Here is a 17,214-nt window from a genome sequence, read left to right as displayed (position 1 = left end):
ATAAATTTTATGGGCTGCTTTTCTGCACAGTGTGGTTTTGCCGCTAGGAGGCTTCCGAGAGGGCTTCTGATTCAGCGGTATTCGGCTGGAACAGGAAGTCTGAAAACTCGCAGGTAAGATCAAGGGAAGGCACCTGCAAATCCAGGATGGTATTCTTTTTCGGATCAATCTGCATGGTGAAATTTCCGTCATCGCCTTCTCCCTTTAAGGTCAGGATACCGTCGGCTTCCGAGATCTCGACTCCGCTTCCTTTAGTTGCCTCATTGATCGACCGGAACAGGATTCCGGCAAGCGCCTTGGCGATCATCGAATCATCCCCGATGGTAACGCTCATGCCATGATAGGAGGCAGTGATGTCGCTTCCGTTGTACTGAAAGGACAAATCCTTTAACGCCTGCGGCTCTACAAGCTGGAAGGTAAAGGTATTTTCCGCCGTTCGGTTAATATCCGCTACAGCCGTCATCTGCTCCAGGCGGATTGTTGCGGTTGCAGAGAAGGGCTGCTGCAGCGAATCTGTTACAGATTGCTGCTCAGATTCAGAAAGCTTTGCGTTGCTGCGGATCAGGAAAATTGCGACAGCCGCAATTACTACCAGAACGATTCCAATCACCAGATAGATCGGAAACGGTTTTTTCTTTTCCAAATGCAGTTCACACCTTTCAGTGGTCAAGAACGGATCTGCTGGTCGCGTTCCAGTTCAATTTTCCGTAACAGCAGGGGGATCGCCTCGATGATATCTCTCGCCAAAATCCCATACTCTGACCTGATCCGCGCACATTCGTCTCCGGCGGCACCGTGCAGGCAGACCGCAAGACGCGCGGCATGGTCAGGCGCAAATCCCTGCGCAAGGAAGGAACCGATCATTCCTGCCAGGACATCCCCGCTGCCGCCCTTGGCCATTCCGGCATTCCCCGTTGTATTGCGGTAAAGGGTTCCGTCCGGGAGAGCGATCAGGGTTTCGTGGCCCTTCAGGACTAAGATTACAGAATAAGCCTGTGCGAATGAGCGCGCGCTTTCCTCGCGGTTTGACTCGATTTGATCAACAGATCTCCCGGTCAGACGAGAGAATTCCTTGGGATGCGGAGTGAGAATCAAAGGAACCTTTGCTGTTTGTACTATATTTATGTCACCAGCCAGTGCATTTATACCATCTGCATCTAAAACGACCGGAACTTTTGCTGTTTCCAGGGCGGCCGCGACCAATTCCCTGACAGAAGGGTCGGTTCCCAAGCCGCAGCCGATGACACAGGCGGTAGAAACGGACAGCCGCCTTGTCAGTGCGGGGATGTTCTCCGCGGAAACCGCGCCGTCGGCAGTTTCGATGAGAGGCAAAGTGACAGCTTCCATCAGAAAAGGCATGCAAGCTGAAACGGTGCTTTGTACGGAAGCAAGGGTGGTAAGCCCGCACCCGCAGCGCAGCGCTGCGAGGGTGGCCATCATTGCGGCGCCTCCCATCCCATTCCTGCCCGCGATGATCAAAAGCTTGCCAAAGTCGCCTTTGTTGGCATTGGGATTACGCTTGGGCAAAAGCGGAGGAAGGCTGGATAGGGACAGGGAAGCGGCAGAGGAAAAAAGACCTTTCATTGCTTCCTCGGGAATACCGATTTCCAGACATGCGACCTTTCCGCAATAGGCTGCGGAAGAGGGCATGGCATGCGCCTTTTTCAGCGCCGCCAGGGCAAAGGTATGGTCGGCGCGGAAGGTGGTTTCGGAGCAGTTCCCGCTGTCGCCGCTCATTCCGCTTGGAATATCAACGGCAATCCTGAGCGCTGCAGATTGGTTGGCAGCCCCGACCATACGGGCAATCGTCCCGGAAATCTCTCCGCGGAACCCGGTGCCAAAGATACAGTCAAAGATTACGTCGGCCTGCTTGATATGAAACAGGCTTACCATCGGCTCGCGTTCGGCATCCAGCGTTTGGATTTCCGTCATGGATAAAACCTTTTGGTGCATCAGCTTCGCAATTTCAGTAGCTGGCTCGCCTTTGCAGAAAATGACCGTAACATCAGCGCCCCATTCGGCCAAAATACGGGCGATAACCAGTCCGTCTCCGCCGTTGTTCCCGTTTCCGCAGAGGATGACGACAGAGGAGCGGGACACCTGGTCTGCAATTTCCGCATATCTTCTGGCACAGGCGGCGCCGGCATTTTCCATCAGCTCCAGATAGCTGACGCCGAGCTGGTCAGCGCGTGCCTCCGCTTCTTTCATCTGTGCGATCGATAGGGTATTTTCCATCATAAAATCACTTTCTTTCAAGTATAAAATATTGCTTTCACATCCATCTCCCTATCAGGGAGCCGGACTGCGCCGGTTGCCTCTGAAAAAGCCCTCGTTAAACAACGAGGGCAATCGGTTTTCAGTATTCAGTTGATTTATTAGCTATGCTTTCCATGCGATCCGTTTAATATACTGTTTTGCGTGGGACAGGATTTTTTCATTCGGGTTAAAAACCAGCATACATTTGCCGAATTTTGCGTGATCGCAAACCGCATAGTATGTATTCGGGTCTTCGGTGGAGGAACAGGCCATAATCACCGTAACGTTGGAATCCACCTTCGGCGCGCTTTTATAAAGGCCAAATTCTGTGAAGGCACGGGTATCGACAGTGATGAGACGTTTTCTCTTTCTGCGGGCAATGATTTTGTCTACGTCGATTTCTCCATTTGTAAGAATATATTCATATTCAATGCTCATCCCGGAAATCAGGAAATAAGTTCCGTAAATGACACCAGCCGCAAGCAGCAGGCCCAGCATGCTGAAAATCTGGCCGATGGTTCCAAGAATTCCTTCGTTTAGCCGCAGCCCTGGAAGAATAAACGCAAACAGGAATACCAGGAAGATCGCCGCGAAGATAATTAAAATCTTTTTGACTACATCAACTCCGGTTGATTTTCTTGCTACAATTTGTTCTAAAAATACATCCATTTTTCTGTTAACTCCTTATCGTGTAGGGTGGTGCTTTGCACCTCTTAGATATATTATAGAGGATTTCCTTCAAACATTCAACTCATTTTGTGGAATTTGTACTTGAAAAATTGTAAAAAATTTGTTATATTATTTAGTGTTATATGATAAACACGATGATGAAGAGAGTATGCGTTTCAATCGCTTTTGAAAAGAGAGGTCCTGTCACCGGCTGAGAGCAGGCGCAGAAACGGAGATGCAGAAGTTCGCTTAGGAGTGGTTTTGCTGAACCCCTGTGGGCATTAGGCGAAAACGGAGTGGCTGTCGTTAAAGAGCTTTTGAGTGTTTGCGGGATATTCCTGCAAAAATCAGGGTGGTACCGCGTTGGAATGATCTTTCGTCCCTTGGAGAAATCTGAAGGACGGAAGTTTTTTTATTGTGCGGGCCAAAAAATGTTTGTCATGGAAAGTATTATTGCGATACAGGAGGATTGTTCAAATGAGAGACGCGTTAGAGCAGATTAAAAACACCGCAATAGAAAAGCTGGAGGCCTGCGGTGATTTGAAGGCGCTGGATGAATTAAAGGTAAAATACCTCGGTAAAAAAGGGGAGCTGACCGCCATCTTAAAGCAGATGGGAAAGCTTTCGCCGGAAGAACGCCCGGTGATCGGACAGCTTGCTAATGAGGTACGCGCCAAAATTGAAGAGGAAGTGAGCCGGCGGATTGCGCAGCTCAAGGAGAAACAGCTTGCGGCGCAGCTTGCGGCGGAAAAAATCGACGTAACGATGCCCGGGAAAAAATTTGACATCGGGAAAAAGCATCCGCTCACCATTGTAATGGACGAAATCAAGGAAATCTTCCTCGGAATGGGCTTTGACGTTGTCAGCGGCCCGGAGGTGGAGCTTGATTACTATAACTTTGAAGCGTTAAACCTGCCGAAGGATCATCCGGCAAGAGACACGCAGGATACCTTCTATATTACTGAAAACACTCTGCTGCGTACCCAGACCTCTCCGGTTCAGATCCGTACTATGGAAAAACGGAAGCCGCCGATCCGGATTATCTCCCCGGGACGGGTGTACCGTTCCGACGCCCTGGACGCGACCCATTCGCCGGTGTTCCATCAGATTGAAGGACTGGTTGTCGACAAGGGAGTCACGATGAGCGACCTGAAGGGGACGCTTGAAATGTTTATCAAGGGTCTGTATGGCGAGGATTCCAAAATCCGTTTCCGCCCGCATCATTTCCCGTTCACGGAGCCGAGCGCTGAAATTGACGTTATGTGCTTTAACTGCCATGGCGAGGGCTGCCGCCTTTGCAAAGGGGAAGGCTGGATCGAGGTGCTGGGAGCCGGGATGGTTCATCCGAAAGTACTCTTAAACTGTGGGATCGATCCGGAGGAGTATTCCGGCTTTGCCTTTGGGGTCGGACTGGAACGCGTAGTTATGCGCCGCTTTGGGATTGATGATATCCGGATGTTCTTTGAAAACGACATGCGTTTCCTGGAGCAGTTTTAATCGGTTTCACAAGATTTGAGTAAGGAGAGAAAAAGTCGATGAATTTGTCAATGAAATGGTTATCCGACTATGTAGATATAGATGTAAACCCAAGAGAATATGCAGAGGCTTTAACCATGTCCGGCTCTAAGGTAGAAGGATATGAGATTGAAGGCTCGGAAATCAGCAACGTCGTAGTTGGGAAGGTGCTTTCTATTGAGAAGCATCCGGACGCAGACAAGCTGGTGGTCTGTCAGGTGGACGTTGGAAAAGAAGCGCCTGTCCAGATTGTAACGGGTGCGACAAATGTGGTAGTCGGCGCGCTGGTGCCGGTCTGCCTGGATGGCGCACTGCTGCCGGGCGGAAAGAAAATTAAAAAGGGAAAGCTGCGCGGCATGGTGAGCGAAGGGATGCTGTGCTCCTTGAGTGAGCTGGGACTGACAGTTAATGATTTTCCCTACGCGATAGAAGATGGGATTTTCCTGATTGAGGAGGACTGCCGGATTGGGCAGGATATTCAGTCCGCCATTGGGCTTAATGACACCAGCGTAGAATTTGAAATTACTTCTAACCGCCCGGACTGTCTGTCAGTCATCGGCCTTGCCAGGGAAACTGCAGCGACCTATGACGTTCCGCTGAAGCTGCATACTCCAGTTGTAAAGGGCAGCGGAGACGGTGACGACATCAAGAATTATCTGAAAGTGGCAGTAGAGGCAGCCGACCTCTGCCCGCGCTATACGGCAAAGATTGTGAAGGACGTGAAAATTGGGCCGTCACCGCTTTGGATGAGGGAACGGCTGCGCGCTTCCGGCGTCCGCCCGATCAATAACCTGGTTGATATCACAAACTATGTTATGCTGGAATATGGTCAGCCGATGCATGCTTTTGACCTGCGCTATGTGGCCGGGAGGGAAATCGTGGTGCGCCGCGCAAAGAACGGGGAAACCATGATGACGCTCGATGGGATCGACCGTACCTTTACCGATGACATGCTGATTATCTCCGATGCGGAAAAGCCGGTTGCGGTTGCAGGAGTAATGGGAGGCGAATACAGCGGGATCATGGACGATACTACGACTGTTGTATTTGAATCCGCAAACTTCATGGGCAGCAGCGTGCGGAAAACAGCAAAAAAACTCGGCATGAGAACCGACGCTTCTGCGCGCTATGAAAAGGGAATATCCGCGCTGAGCACGATGGAATGTGTAGAACGCGCCTGTGAGCTGGTAGAAATGCTGGGAGCAGGAACAGTGGTCGACGGGGTGATCGACGTCGACCATTCGGATAAGGAACCCGGAAGAGTAAAGCTGGAAGTTGAATGGATCAACAGGTTCCTGGGAATTGACCTGACTAGGGAAGAAATGGTGAAGACCCTAACCTCCCTGGGCTTTACGATGGACGGGGATATGATTTTGGTGCCGTATTACCGGATTGATATTGAGCACAAAGCAGATATTGCCGAGGAAATCGCAAGGATTTACGGCTATAACAATATCCCGACGACAGCCCCGACCGGAACAGCCCGCGGTGTTGTTACCCCGCGTCAGAAATTCGAACGCTCCATCAATGAAACCATGCTATCCCTGGGCTGCTATGAGATTATGACCTATTCCTTTATCAGCCCGAAGTATTATGACAATATCCTGCTGCCGGCTGACAGCGAGCTGCGGAATTCAGTAACGATTACCAATCCGCTGGGAGAGGACACCAGCATTATGCGGACGACTACCATCCCGTCTATGATGGAAATTGTATCCAGAAACTATAATAACCGTAACCCGTATCTCTGGGCGTATGAAATCGGAATGGAATACCGCCCTGCTGAAGGTCAGGAGCTGCCGGACGAAAACCCGATGCTGACGATAGGACTATACGGCAATGGCGCGGATTTCTATACCCTGAAGGGCATGACAGAAATGCTGTTTGACCGGATTGGAGTCGAGGATTTGGACATTGTCCCATGCAGCGATAACCCGACCTTCCATCCGGGCCGGTGTGCAGTTCTTTCCAAAGACGGAAAACCGGTTGGGATTTTAGGCGAGATTTCCCCGAGGGTCTGCCAGAACTATGATGTCGGTACCAAGGTTTATGTAGCCAAGCTTTCTGTCGACGTCCTGTATGAGCTGGCGGATAGTGAGAAATCCTATTGCCCGCTGCCGAAATACCCGGCGACCTCCCGGGATCTGAGCCTGATCTGTGACGATGAGCTGCCGATTATCCAGATTGAGAAGGCGATCAAAGGCGCCGTCGGAAAGATTTTGGAGAGGGTGGAGCTCTTTGACGTTTATAAAGGCGCGCAGGTAGAAAAGGATAAAAAATCCGTTTCCTATTCGATTGTCATGCGTTCCGACCAGGGAACCCTGACCGATGAAGAAGCGGACGGCGCGGTGAAGCGCGTCTTGAAAGCGCTTGATAAAATCGGCGTTACCCTGAGACAATAACATTAAGATGAATGGAAAAAGCCGCCAACACACCGGGCGGCTTTTTTTATCTTTTAGGAATCATCTTTATTTATGTTCACCAGTTTCCAGGCCGAGGTATTCGTACATGGTTGCAGCAATTTCCGAGGTGTCATGCTTCCCGCGTCCATCTTTTACGGCTGCGCGCATCAGGTCAAGCCCGCCGTCCAGCAGGAAGGCCGGGACGTTAAATTTGTCATAGAGGCGTTTTACATAGGTCATGTCCTTCAGGGCGAGCTCCAACGCGAAGTCCATGTGATAATCCTTATTGACAAATTTTTTGCCATAGAAATCAAAGACCCAGTTGTGGAACGGGCCGTCGTTCATGACCTTAAACAGATTTTTCGTATCAATTCCGAGCTTTTCCATCAACGGGAACATCTGTGCCGAAAGTGCGGCATACATCAGGCCGGTAAAATTCATCGCCAGCTTTACAGTGTGGGCGCTGCCGATTTCCCCGAAATAATCGATGGGGTCAGCATAGGCCGCGATGACCGGCGTAACGCGGTCGACCTCTTCCTTGTCCCCGGAAATGATGCAGGGAGCGTTTCCTGCCATGGTGTCATCCGGGCCGCCGAGCAGCGGCGCGTCAATCAGGACGCCGCCGTTTTCCTTAAATATCTGGTAGAGACGTTTGGTGGATTCAGGATAGCTGGTGGAAACATCGATTACCGTTTTTCCTTTGACGCCGGATTGGATAAATTCCGCCGTTACCCTTTCAATGACATCGGAGTTCGGAAGGGACAGAAAGGTGATTTCGCTCTGTTCGAACACGTCTTTGGAGCTGGGGGAGAGGGTGGCTTTTCCGGAAAAATACTCCATATTTTCTGGAAGCACGTCATAGATATAGAGCTGATGCCCCTTCTTGATCAGGTTTTCGCACATGCCGCGCCCCATTTTGCCTACGCCGACAAATCCAAGCCTCATGATAATGACCTCCTAAACTTTTATAAAATCAGTTTATTTATGTAGCCTTATTCTATCTCATTTTTATAACAATTTCAATAGTAATTTTCCTCATTAAAAAGAAATTACGACAAATTGAGGATAATTCACAAAAAAGAAGCCTCTGTTATAAACAGAGGCTTCTTTGAAAAAGGGAACTAGCTGCGTTTTTTGAAGGATTCGCAGTCTGTGCACTGTACCATTGTCGGGTTTGCTTCGTGAGTTCCGACAGTGATGCAGTCCAGAGAACAGTAATCCTTTTCGTTGCAGTGGTGTTCGCACTGCTGAACAGTACAACGAATGGACTGGTTTGCCTTACAGTTACTATTAGTCATAATTGGGCACCTCTTTCTTGATGGAATCATGAGAATCGCTTCTCGTTTTTATTATGCGGCTTTTTTTTGAAAACATACTGCGGAAAAAAAGCGCAGCTAAAAAGAAATGAGAATTTCATGAACAAAGCTAGAAACCTCTTGTTTTTTTGACAAAATGAGGTATAATAAAAATAATTGAACATAATGTGTAAAAATAAGCATATTGTGCGATGAGATAGAAATCATTAGGAGGGAAAATATATGATGGATAAAACCATGACTTTTTCGGTGAAGGATGAGAAAGAAAATGAAATGAAACGGATTCTAACCACCGTATATGATGCGTTGAGTCAAAAGGGATATAATCCGGTGAATCAGATCGTCGGTTATATTTTATCGGAAGACCCTACTTATATCACAACGCACAACAATGCGAGAAGTTTGATCCGTCATGTTGACCGCGATGAGCTGCTGCAGGCTATGGTCAAGGCATATCTGGACGATTGATATAATATCCGCTAAAAACCCCGCTTGGCCTTAAAAACGCCAGGCGGGGTTTTGTTATCTGTCGAGCTGATTTTGTGCTATATCAACAATTTGTTAATTCAAATTTGTTTATCTATCCAAAGTAGAAAAAATTATTTAAAAAAGTTGCACGTTTGCGTGCAACTTTTTTGCTTGTTCAGGGTAAGGATGGAAGCACATTTTAAATTGCTTCTGTCCGAGCAAAGGTAAGGAGGAAATGAAACGTGAAGGAACGCCGGAAACCTACCGCAAAAGAGATGCTCTTTTGTTATTACTTTCATCAGCTTCGCAATGGCCGGGAAGCGGCTGCGCGGGCGGGATATTTGCCGATTATGGCGGAAAACACTGCAATGAAATTATTACAGAGGAAGGATATCCACAGGGTTTTGAAAGGGCTGGATCAGGAATATGAGAAAGGCCGTCTGCAAAATGACATTATTTCAGGGTTAAAAAGGCTCGCGTTCGGTTCGGTCAGCGACAGCATGAAGCTGATTTTTCAAGATGAGCTTCCTGAATTAGAGAAACTTGATTTTTTCGCAATCAGCGAAATAAAAAGGCCGAAGGACGGGGCGCTGGAAATCAAATTTTTCGACCGCTTTAAGGCGCTGGAAAAGCTGCTGGAGATTTCTGAGGAAGCGTCCGGACAGGATGGAATTGCGGGCCTTTATCACGCATTGGAGCAGAGTGCCAGGATCATACAGGATCAGGCGGACGAGAATGGAAATTCATAATTTCTCTCCCAAGCAGCTTAGGCTGATGACATGGTGGTGCCGGGAAAGTCCGGATCAGGGCTTTGACGCGGTGATCTGTGACGGCGCTGTAAGAAGCGGAAAAACCCTGTGCATGTCCCTTTCCTTTGTATTATGGGCGACATCTCAGTTTATGGATGCAAGCTTTGCTATCTGCGGCAAGACAGTAACCTCCTTGAGAAGAAATGTGATTACGCCGTTAATCCCGTTATTGCAGGGATACGGATTTTACTGTGAAGAGAAGCTATCCAAAAACTATATTGACATTGGAAACGGCAAACGAAAAAACCGCTTTTATTTTTTCGGCGGCAAAGACGAAGGGTCGGCCGCGCTGATCCAGGGAATTACCCTTTCCGGCGTTCTGCTGGACGAGGTTGCCCTCATGCCAAGAAGCTTTGTAGAGCAGGCACTTGCACGGTGTTCCGTGAACGGCTCCCGGTTCTGGTTTAACTGTAATCCGGAGCATCCATACCATTGGTTCTATCAGGAGTGGATTTTGAAACGAAGGCAGAAAAATGTCCTTTACCTTCACTTTACCATGGAGGATAACCCATCCCTTTCCGCCCAAATCAGAAAGCGGTATCAAACGCTCTATTCCGGTATCTTTTACCAGAGATTTATCGAGGGAAAATGGGTGAGCACATCCGGGCTGGTTTACCCGATGTTTTCTGAGGAAAAGCATGTGTTCTGTCAGGAAGAGAGATACTCGGAATATTATATTTCCTGCGACTATGGGACGGTAAATCCAACCTCTATGGGACTCTGGGGAAACCACAACGGTATTTGGGACCGAGTACAGGAATATTATTATGATTCCCGAAAAGAGCAGAGGTTGAAAACTGATGAGGAGCATTACGAAGCGCTCTGCCGTCTGGCCGGAACGAGGGAGATCAAGGCGGTCATCGTTGACCCTTCGGCAGCAAGCTTTATGGAATGCATCCGGCGGCATGGACGTTTTCAGGTGAAAAAGGCTAAAAACGAGGTGTTGAGCGGTATCCGGCGTGTATCGGATGCATTGCGTTCCCATACTATTCGGATTCATGAATCCTGCCGGGACAGTATCCGGGAATTTTCCATGTATGTCTGGGAGGATGGGATCCGATTGGATAATCCGAAAAAAGAGTATGACCATGCGATGGACGATATCCGGTACTTTGTCAATACCGTTTTGAATCCAAAAGAAGAAGCGTTTTTCTTCCTTGCCAGTATTGGACGATAAAAATGAGCAGAAAGGAGTGTGATGCCTGTGAAGCTTTGGAAAAAGCGGAGTCAAAATTCTTCCGGAGAAGAAAGCGTATCCTTTTCTTCGGCTGCGCGCAATGCAAGAAATCCATTTTCGATGTTGGATTCCTATACCCCGCTATCCGCGCCGGAGCTGCGTCTGTTTGAAGCGATCCGTGAGGGCGTGCCGATCATTGATTCAGCAATCTATAAGACAGTTCGGCTGGTAGGGGGATTTCATCTTTCCTGTAAAAACCAGAACGCTCAGAAGCTTTTAGATTATTTTGCGCAGTATGTGAACGTCGGGGGCAGGAGCCTGGGGCTGGAGAGCTTTGTTGCAGGATATCTGGACAGCCTGCTGACCTATGGAAATGCAGTAGGGGAAATGGTGCTGAATCAGAACGGAACGGGAATCAGTGGACTTTATAACGCCCCAATCACAAATATTCAGGTCAAGGAAAGCGACAGGCCGTTGGAACTGGATTTCTATATCAACGATTCAGCAGGAAAATTCCGAAAGATAGGCCGTAAGGAACTGGTGCTGTTTACAGCGCTCAACCCAAAGGCGGGAAGGCTGACTGGAGAATCAATTTTAAAGGGCTTGCCATTTGTAACCTCAATCCTGTTTAAAATTTACCATTCTATCGGACAGAATTTTGAACGGGTTGGAAATATCCGGTATGCTGTTACCTACAAACCGGCCGGCGATATGGTGGATAAAGCCTATGCGAAGGAGCGCGCGCAGATGATTGCGCGGGAATGGACCGAGGGGATGCGGCAGAGCGCGGATGGACAGGTACGCGATTTTATTACGGTAGGAGATATCAACATTAAGGTAATCGGCGCTGATAACCAGGTGATTGACACCAATATTCCTGTGCGGCATATGCTAGAACAAATTATTGCAAAGCTGGGAATTCCGCCGTTTTTACTGGGGCTTTCCTGGTCGACAACCGAACGGATGAGCCAGCAGCAGACAGACATCCTGACAACGGAACTGGAGTATTACAGGAGACTGCTGACTCCGGTGATTCTTAAAATCTGCAATACCCTGCTTCGATTCAACGGCTTTGAAGAGGAGGCTTCCGTTACATGGGATACCATCAATCTCAAGGACGAGGTGGAACAAGCGCACGCGGCATTATACCGCGCCCAGGCAAAACAAATTGAAGCGAACCTGAAAGAAGGAGGAAATGAATTATCAGACAGGGAATGATCATCAAATCAGCGCGGCAGACAGAGGAAGACCTACAGAAAATCAACCGATTCACCCGGCGGGCGCTGACGGCGGACGAGGTCTACTGCTTTCATGTAATTCTCTGCGACAACGAAGTTGACCGGGATTATGAGAGCTTTACAACTGAGGCGCTGCATAAGCTGGCTGAGCTGTTTATTGGAAAGACTGGTATTTTTAACCATGATCCCAAGGGGGAAAACCAGACGGCGCGTATCTATGATACCCAGGTGCTGACCGAGGAGGGAAAGCTGACCCAAGCGGGAGAAGTTTATACCTATCTCTTTGCAAAGGCATATATGGTACGGAGCCAGAAAAACGCAGACCTGATCCTGGATATCGACGCCGGAATAAAAAAAGAGGTTAGCGTCGGTTGCAGTGTGGCTTCTGTAAGCTGTTCCGTTTGCGGAACAAATCTGAGGGAAAAGCGCTGTGAGCATACCCATGGAGCAAAATACAATAATAAGCTCTGCTATTCTGTGCTGGATGATCCGACAGACGCGTACGAATGGTCTTTTGTCGCGGTACCGGCGCAGAAAAACGCGGGGGTGACTAAACGTTATTCAGAGCGGAAGGATGCGGATCAGAAGGAGAAAGGCAGGAAGGAAGAATGTTTCCGCCAGCCGGAAGAGCTGGCAAAGCTGTTTGAGATTGCCCAAAGGAGCATCATGCTGACAAAAGAGGAAGCAGTGCATCTGGGACGGTATCTTGAAACACTGAAGCGTCAGGCAGAACAGGGAAAAGCCTTCCGAAACTGGAAAGAGAAACAGGTGAAAAGCTTCTTTTTGCTTCAGTATCCAGAGCTTAGCGTGGAAATGGCAGGCTCTGTAGTACAGAAAATGACCGATGAAGAGCTCTCGCAGTTCGAAGGGATTTACGGAGCGCAGGGAAGACTTCCGCAGCTTTCCGAAGGAAAAGAACAGGAAAAGCTATTTCAGCAGAAGGAATTTAAAATCTAATGGCAGTATGCCGGAAAGGAAACAGTATGAATTACAATCAGATTGGCGAAGTGACCGCGACTTTTCAGACAAGCGGTACCGTAAACGTAGGGGATCTTGTGGCGATGGCTGAAAACAGCACCGTGGAAACGGCTGCGGCAAACGACGAGGTGATTGGCGTTTGCGTGAGCAAAAACGGTTCCTATGTGGGGGTTCAGCTCAAGGGCGGCACAACCTTAGCATGCAGTGACTCTACATTAACTGTCGGGTACCATCAGCTCAAAGCGGCATCCGGCAATTCTATTGCTCTGGCAACGGAAGGAGCCTACCATTTGGTAGTTTCTGTAGATACCGGCGCCAAGACCGCAATGGTAATTTTATAAGGGAAACAGGAGGAACTTAAAGATGGCTTATTATGACAATATCCGGCTGGAAAAAGGGATGTACGCGGTCAGCGGGAAGTCCTTTTCCAATGTTCTGGAAGAACTTGATCCGAGCGACAACTACAAGGGAACAAAATTAGAGGGGCTGGATGCTTTTGAGCGCCAGTTAAAACGGTATGACATTAAGGTTGCGGGCGGAAAATCCGACGCGGTCGAAAAATTTTTCAGCACCTCCACCTCCGCCGCTCTCTTTCCGGAGTATGTAAAACGTGCGGTGGTATCCGGACTGAAGGACGGCAATATTCTTGACCAGATTTTAGCGGCAAAGACCTATATTGAAGCAATGGATTACCGCTCGATTACCTCGGCGAGGGATGATGAAGAACTCAAACCGGTTGCGGAAGGAAGCTCTATTCCGGCAACCACAGTCAAAACACAGGAGAACCTTGTGAAACTCCATAAACGCGGTCGGCTGCTCGTGGCCTCCTACGAGGCGATTCGTTTCCAGAGACTGGATCTCTTTACAGTAACCTTAAAGCAGATTGGTAACAGGATCGCACATTCCCAGCTAGAGGACGCGGTGAATGTGCTCCTGAACGGAGACGGCAACGACAATGCTGCAAAGACGGTAGCGCTGTCCGGGGAAAGCCTTGCCTATGCAGATCTTTTGAAGCTGTGGAGCGAATTTGATGAGCACGAAATGAATACCCTGCTGGTTGATACCAACGCCATGATGAAGCTGCTGACTCTGAGCGAGTTCAAAGACCCGGCGACAGGCCTGAATTTTCAGGGAACCGGGAAGCTCAGCACTCCGATGGGGGCAAGCCTCTATAAGAGCAGCGCAGTGCCGAGCGGCAAGCTGATCGCACTGGATCAGAGAAGCGCGTTGGAGATGGTGACAGTCGGAGACGTCAATATCGAATATGATAAGCTGATTGACCGTCAGCTAGAGCGGGCAGCGATTACTTCGACATACGGCTTTGCAAAGATCTTCCCGGATGCAGTCAGAGCAATGAGCCTTGCATAAGATGGCGGGCGGGGGAGTCCCGTCCGAAAGGAGGAAATCATTTGTTTGACTTTTATCAGGTTTTGGATCGTTTCCGGCTCATGTCAAAGCTCCCTGATGAGGAATCCTCTCAATATACGGAGGTGGTGCGCCTGTGCATTGCCGAGGTCGAAAAAAAACTGAAGCCGGGCATTGTCTTTGAGGAACATCAGGCGCTGCTCACAGAGCTTGCCGCGGCCAACGCCTACTACCGCTATATGATCATGACCAACATGGTTTCCGGCAGTATTAACGCGCTTGATTTGACAGTATCGGTAGATAATTCTAAACAGATTCAGGCGGCGAAACGGCTGCGGGATGAGCTTATGATTATGGCAAAAGACCTGCTCAATGACGATATCTTTTTATTTGGCATGATGTAAGGAGGGATAAGATGGTAGATGTTCAGTTGATCCGGGAGTTTTTCCATCGGTACGGCTCCAAAATAACGGATCCTAACGGCAAAAATGAAACCTACGGCGTTCTTTCCCCTTTCAAAAGCTGGGATTCCGAACGGGAAGAAAAAAACTACCCGCGCGCCGGCTACCAAATGAAGTGTGAATATGTGCTGCTGACCCTGAACGAAAGCGGCGTAGTACAAAAAAATGCCTCGCTCTGCTTAAACGGGAAAACCTTTCATGTCATCACAACCGATTGGTACTATTATGCCAATAAGCCGCTTTACCTTCGGGCATATCTGTGTGAGGAGGAAAATCCGTGATTACCGCGAAAAAATTAACAGAAATTGTCCGCAGCCTGGCGGAGAAGCTCGCTGTCCTATTTCCGGACTATAAGGTTATGGAAGGCTTTGGAAAGGAACAGTTTTATGGAACAGCCAAAACCCCCTTCCTTTCGGTCAGTCTGAAAAAGGTATCGGCGGAACAGGCAGGGTATGACGACTTCCTTGGCTTGGATGCGGGGGCAGGAGGCGGGACAGAAGTTTACGGAAAGCTTGCTGCGGTGACCATCGGGTTTTTGTTCGGATTTCCGCTATCCCGGTCACAGGAAAGCGGAAGCCTGTTTCTTTCACTCTGTTCCGCGCTTCTTGCCGAACCGGAATACGGGTTTCAGGAGATTTCCTGCGGGGAAACCGGATTTGATCCTGCAATGCAGTGTTTTACCCTTCAGGCTCAGGCAGTAACGCAGGTGATGATTGTAAAAGAAGAAGAATATTTGCCGGTGAAGGAAATTGTTGTCCGTCCATTGGCGGAGGGGAGGACAGAAACATGACGAAAACAATGCGTCCCGGTATTTATACCGATTATACCATTACCCCTGTCTCTTCCGGAAGATCCGGGAGAGCGGTCGGAATCGCTGCAAGGACAACGGCGGAATGTGAAGGCGTACAGGTAGTGACTACGCTTAGCCAGGCGAAACGGATTTTCGGGGAAAGCAGTGAAGAAAATGTCCTGATGCAGATGCTGACTGTGCTTTTTGCGGAGAGCTCCCCTGTGGTCTACGCGGCAGGGGTTACAGAAGATACGGAATCCGCCTATCAGGCGGCGATCGACGCGCTCTGCGAAACAGACGCCTATCTGATTACCCTTGACCGAAAAAGCCTTTCAACCTACCAGTATCTGCGCGCAAAGCTTTCGGTAAAAGAGGAAAAACTGGGAATTGTGACCGGGATAGAGGGTACTGCCCCGGATGTGCTTGCCAATACGCTCAATCATGAGCGGGTTTGCTTAGCAGTTCCGGAGGTGACAGCACCCGGCCAGACAGCCGATTTATCCGGCATATTACTAGCGGTACTGATTTCCGGATGTGATGAGATTTCCGGGAATCTGAACGGAGAAACAGTAGAGAAGGCGCTTTTGCTATCAGAACAGTATCCCGAGGAAAAGATAGAAAGCTATCTCACAAATGGGATCTGTGTTTTTGAAGAGCGTGCCGGTGTGATCACCCTAATTCGGGGAATGACCACAAAAACAAAGGATGATGCTGGTGGTTCTGATACAGCCTACCGCAACCTGGGAATTATTTTGACGATTGACACTGTCATCCCGGCTCTCAGGGAATTGCTCAGGGAAAAACTAAACCTGCTGCAGAATAATCAGGCTGGATTGAATACCATTCTGTCTCTGGTGGTTTGCCGATTGGACGACTTTGTAGATGAAGGCCTGATCAGTGAATACCAGATGCCCAGAATTTCTTTAGACGCAGAGGACTCCTCCGTTTGTATCGTGGAGACAGCGTTTACTGTTCGCCAGGGAATCAGCAGTATTTATCTGACCGCGCATATCAGTATTTAAAAAAGAGGGAGAAAGAAAACGTTATGGCATCGATTACAATACCGACCGGCAAGGATATTTCAATTGAAGTAGATGGAAAAAGGCTGGCGGTCGTACAGGGCTGCACTGTCAGAACGCTCCGGGAGACGAAAAGCGTTGAGGCATTCGGCAGCGAAGCTCCGGTTGCGACAGTGGGCGGGAAGCTGACCCATACTCTGGAGCTGAAAAAAATCGTTCCGGTAAACGGACTGGGAAGCATTGACTTTTACGGACTCCAGAATTTTACAGTTGTGATTGTCAAGCCGGATTGCCGGATTGTTTATTCAGGCTGTGAATGGAGCAGCATTGGCGAGGCACTCAGTCTCAATACGCCCTGCATTGAGACGATGCAGGCGGTTGCCAAAAAAAGAATGGTGCTGTAGGCGGAAAGGCGGAAAATGGGAATGATGAGAGAAACAGCGATCCGGCTGGGAGAGAAAGAATACAGAATGAAGGCGCTGTCCTGTGAGGAGGTGCTGGAAAGCCTGTCCCTGTGCGAGAGGCTGACCGGCGAGCTTTGGCAGGAGGATATGAGCCGTGAATTGGTAACGGCTATGTGTGAAAACGCGGTTTTGGGATATCTGAGTATTTATGACGGAGAAAGGGCTGCTTTTCATTCGGCGCGCGAGGTACTGCAAAAACTGACCCTAGAAGAATTGACCCGGATTTTTGATACCTATGAGCGGTACCTGACCGGGGATATGGTATTGGAGGAAGGCAGGGATTAAGA

At 49.0% G+C, this 17,214-nt stretch carries 20 protein-coding genes and 1 other annotated feature; of the genes, 15 read left to right on the top strand and 5 right to left on the bottom strand.

What is annotated here, in order from left to right; genetic code table 11:
• Positions 1-43 precede the first annotated feature (43 nt).
• The 3 genes from CZ360_RS12660 to CZ360_RS12650 all read right to left on the bottom strand — a co-directional run bounded on the left by CZ360_RS12660 (position 44) and on the right by CZ360_RS12650 (position 2,925).
• The gene (locus tag CZ360_RS12660) at positions 44-643 is read right to left on the bottom strand and encodes a hypothetical protein (protein ID WP_077534584.1); all 600 of its coding nucleotides are present in this window, start codon (positions 641-643) and stop codon (positions 44-46) included.
• Positions 644-666: 23 nt separating this feature from the next.
• The gene (locus tag CZ360_RS12655) at positions 667-2,238 is read right to left on the bottom strand and encodes a bifunctional ADP-dependent NAD(P)H-hydrate dehydratase/NAD(P)H-hydrate epimerase (RefSeq protein ID WP_077534583.1); all 1,572 of its coding nucleotides are present in this window, start codon (positions 2,236-2,238) and stop codon (positions 667-669) included.
• Positions 2,239-2,379: 141 nt separating this feature from the next.
• Entirely contained in the window at positions 2,380-2,925 is a 546-nt protein-coding gene (locus CZ360_RS12650; protein ID WP_077534582.1) for a hypothetical protein, read from the bottom strand.
• Between the two features lie 146 nt (positions 2,926-3,071).
• Positions 3,072-3,312, top strand: a binding site (T-box leader).
• Positions 3,313-3,402: 90 nt separating this feature from the next.
• On the opposite strand from CZ360_RS12650, the gene pheS reads away from it, so the two are divergent.
• A complete protein-coding gene (gene pheS, locus CZ360_RS12645; protein ID WP_077534581.1) occupies positions 3,403-4,422 on the top strand; it encodes a phenylalanine--tRNA ligase subunit alpha in 1,020 nt (339 codons plus the stop codon).
• A 38-nt stretch (positions 4,423-4,460) separates the two neighbouring features.
• Positions 4,461-6,842 (top strand): phenylalanine--tRNA ligase subunit beta, encoded by a 2,382-nt coding sequence (gene pheT / locus CZ360_RS12640; protein WP_077534580.1) that lies wholly within the window; start codon positions 4,461-4,463, stop codon positions 6,840-6,842.
• Between the two features lie 66 nt (positions 6,843-6,908).
• Here pheT and CZ360_RS12635 read toward each other — a convergent pair whose 3' ends face one another.
• Positions 6,909-7,787 carry an NAD(P)-dependent oxidoreductase gene (locus CZ360_RS12635; RefSeq protein WP_077534579.1) on the bottom strand — a complete coding sequence of 293 codons (879 nt, stop codon included), beginning with the start codon at positions 7,785-7,787 and terminating at the stop codon, positions 6,909-6,911.
• A gap of 176 nt (positions 7,788-7,963) precedes the next feature.
• The gene (locus CZ360_RS12630) at positions 7,964-8,140 is read right to left on the bottom strand and encodes a DUF1540 domain-containing protein (RefSeq protein WP_077534578.1); all 177 of its coding nucleotides are present in this window, start codon (positions 8,138-8,140) and stop codon (positions 7,964-7,966) included.
• 240 nt (positions 8,141-8,380) lie between these two features.
• On the opposite strand from CZ360_RS12630, the gene CZ360_RS12625 reads away from it, so the two are divergent.
• From CZ360_RS12625 to CZ360_RS12565, 13 genes are all read left to right on the top strand, one after another.
• Complete coding sequence (locus CZ360_RS12625) at positions 8,381-8,626, top strand: IreB family regulatory phosphoprotein (RefSeq protein WP_077534577.1); 246 nt, start codon at positions 8,381-8,383, stop codon at positions 8,624-8,626.
• Positions 8,627-8,868: 242 nt separating this feature from the next.
• Positions 8,869-9,375: a terminase small subunit gene (locus CZ360_RS12620; protein WP_077534576.1), complete on the top strand. Its 507-nt coding sequence runs from the start codon at positions 8,869-8,871 to the stop codon at positions 9,373-9,375.
• A complete protein-coding gene (locus tag CZ360_RS12615) occupies positions 9,362-10,612 on the top strand; it encodes a PBSX family phage terminase large subunit (RefSeq protein ID WP_077534575.1) in 1,251 nt (416 codons plus the stop codon). The genes CZ360_RS12620 and CZ360_RS12615 overlap by 14 nt, the downstream gene beginning before the upstream one ends.
• 27 nt (positions 10,613-10,639) lie before the next feature.
• On the top strand, positions 10,640-11,830 hold the full coding sequence (locus CZ360_RS12610; protein ID WP_159438296.1) for a phage portal family protein: 1,191 nt from the start codon (positions 10,640-10,642) through the stop codon (positions 11,828-11,830).
• Positions 11,827-12,807, top strand: a complete 981-nt coding sequence (locus CZ360_RS12605) for a hypothetical protein (RefSeq protein ID WP_077534573.1) — start codon at positions 11,827-11,829, stop codon at positions 12,805-12,807. Before CZ360_RS12610 ends, CZ360_RS12605 begins: the two co-directional genes overlap by 4 nt.
• A 26-nt stretch (positions 12,808-12,833) precedes the next feature.
• On the top strand, positions 12,834-13,169 hold the full coding sequence (locus CZ360_RS12600; protein ID WP_143530253.1) for a hypothetical protein: 336 nt from the start codon (positions 12,834-12,836) through the stop codon (positions 13,167-13,169).
• A gap of 22 nt (positions 13,170-13,191) precedes the next feature.
• Positions 13,192-14,196 carry a phage major capsid protein gene (locus CZ360_RS12595; RefSeq protein WP_077534571.1) on the top strand — a complete coding sequence of 335 codons (1,005 nt, stop codon included), beginning with the start codon at positions 13,192-13,194 and terminating at the stop codon, positions 14,194-14,196.
• A 41-nt stretch (positions 14,197-14,237) separates the two neighbouring features.
• Positions 14,238-14,597 (top strand): hypothetical protein, encoded by a 360-nt coding sequence (locus tag CZ360_RS12590; protein WP_077534570.1) that lies wholly within the window; start codon positions 14,238-14,240, stop codon positions 14,595-14,597.
• Between the two features lie 11 nt (positions 14,598-14,608).
• Positions 14,609-14,935 (top strand): hypothetical protein, encoded by a 327-nt coding sequence (locus tag CZ360_RS12585; protein WP_077534569.1) that lies wholly within the window; start codon positions 14,609-14,611, stop codon positions 14,933-14,935.
• On the top strand, positions 14,932-15,444 hold the full coding sequence (locus CZ360_RS12580; protein ID WP_077534568.1) for a hypothetical protein: 513 nt from the start codon (positions 14,932-14,934) through the stop codon (positions 15,442-15,444). The genes CZ360_RS12585 and CZ360_RS12580 overlap by 4 nt, the downstream gene beginning before the upstream one ends.
• Entirely contained in the window at positions 15,441-16,466 is a 1,026-nt protein-coding gene (locus CZ360_RS12575; RefSeq protein ID WP_077534567.1) for a hypothetical protein, read from the top strand. The genes CZ360_RS12580 and CZ360_RS12575 overlap by 4 nt, the downstream gene beginning before the upstream one ends.
• A gap of 23 nt (positions 16,467-16,489) precedes the next feature.
• Complete coding sequence (locus CZ360_RS12570) at positions 16,490-16,867, top strand: hypothetical protein (protein WP_077534566.1); 378 nt, start codon at positions 16,490-16,492, stop codon at positions 16,865-16,867.
• A gap of 21 nt (positions 16,868-16,888) precedes the next feature.
• A complete protein-coding gene (locus tag CZ360_RS12565; protein ID WP_143530252.1) occupies positions 16,889-17,212 on the top strand; it encodes a hypothetical protein in 324 nt (107 codons plus the stop codon).
• Positions 17,213-17,214 lie beyond the last annotated feature (2 nt).

Source organism: Massiliimalia massiliensis, assembly GCF_900155615.1.
Lineage (GTDB): Bacteria > Bacillota > Clostridia > Oscillospirales > Ruminococcaceae > Massiliimalia > Massiliimalia massiliensis.
This window is presented reverse-complemented; position numbering and strand designations above follow the sequence as displayed.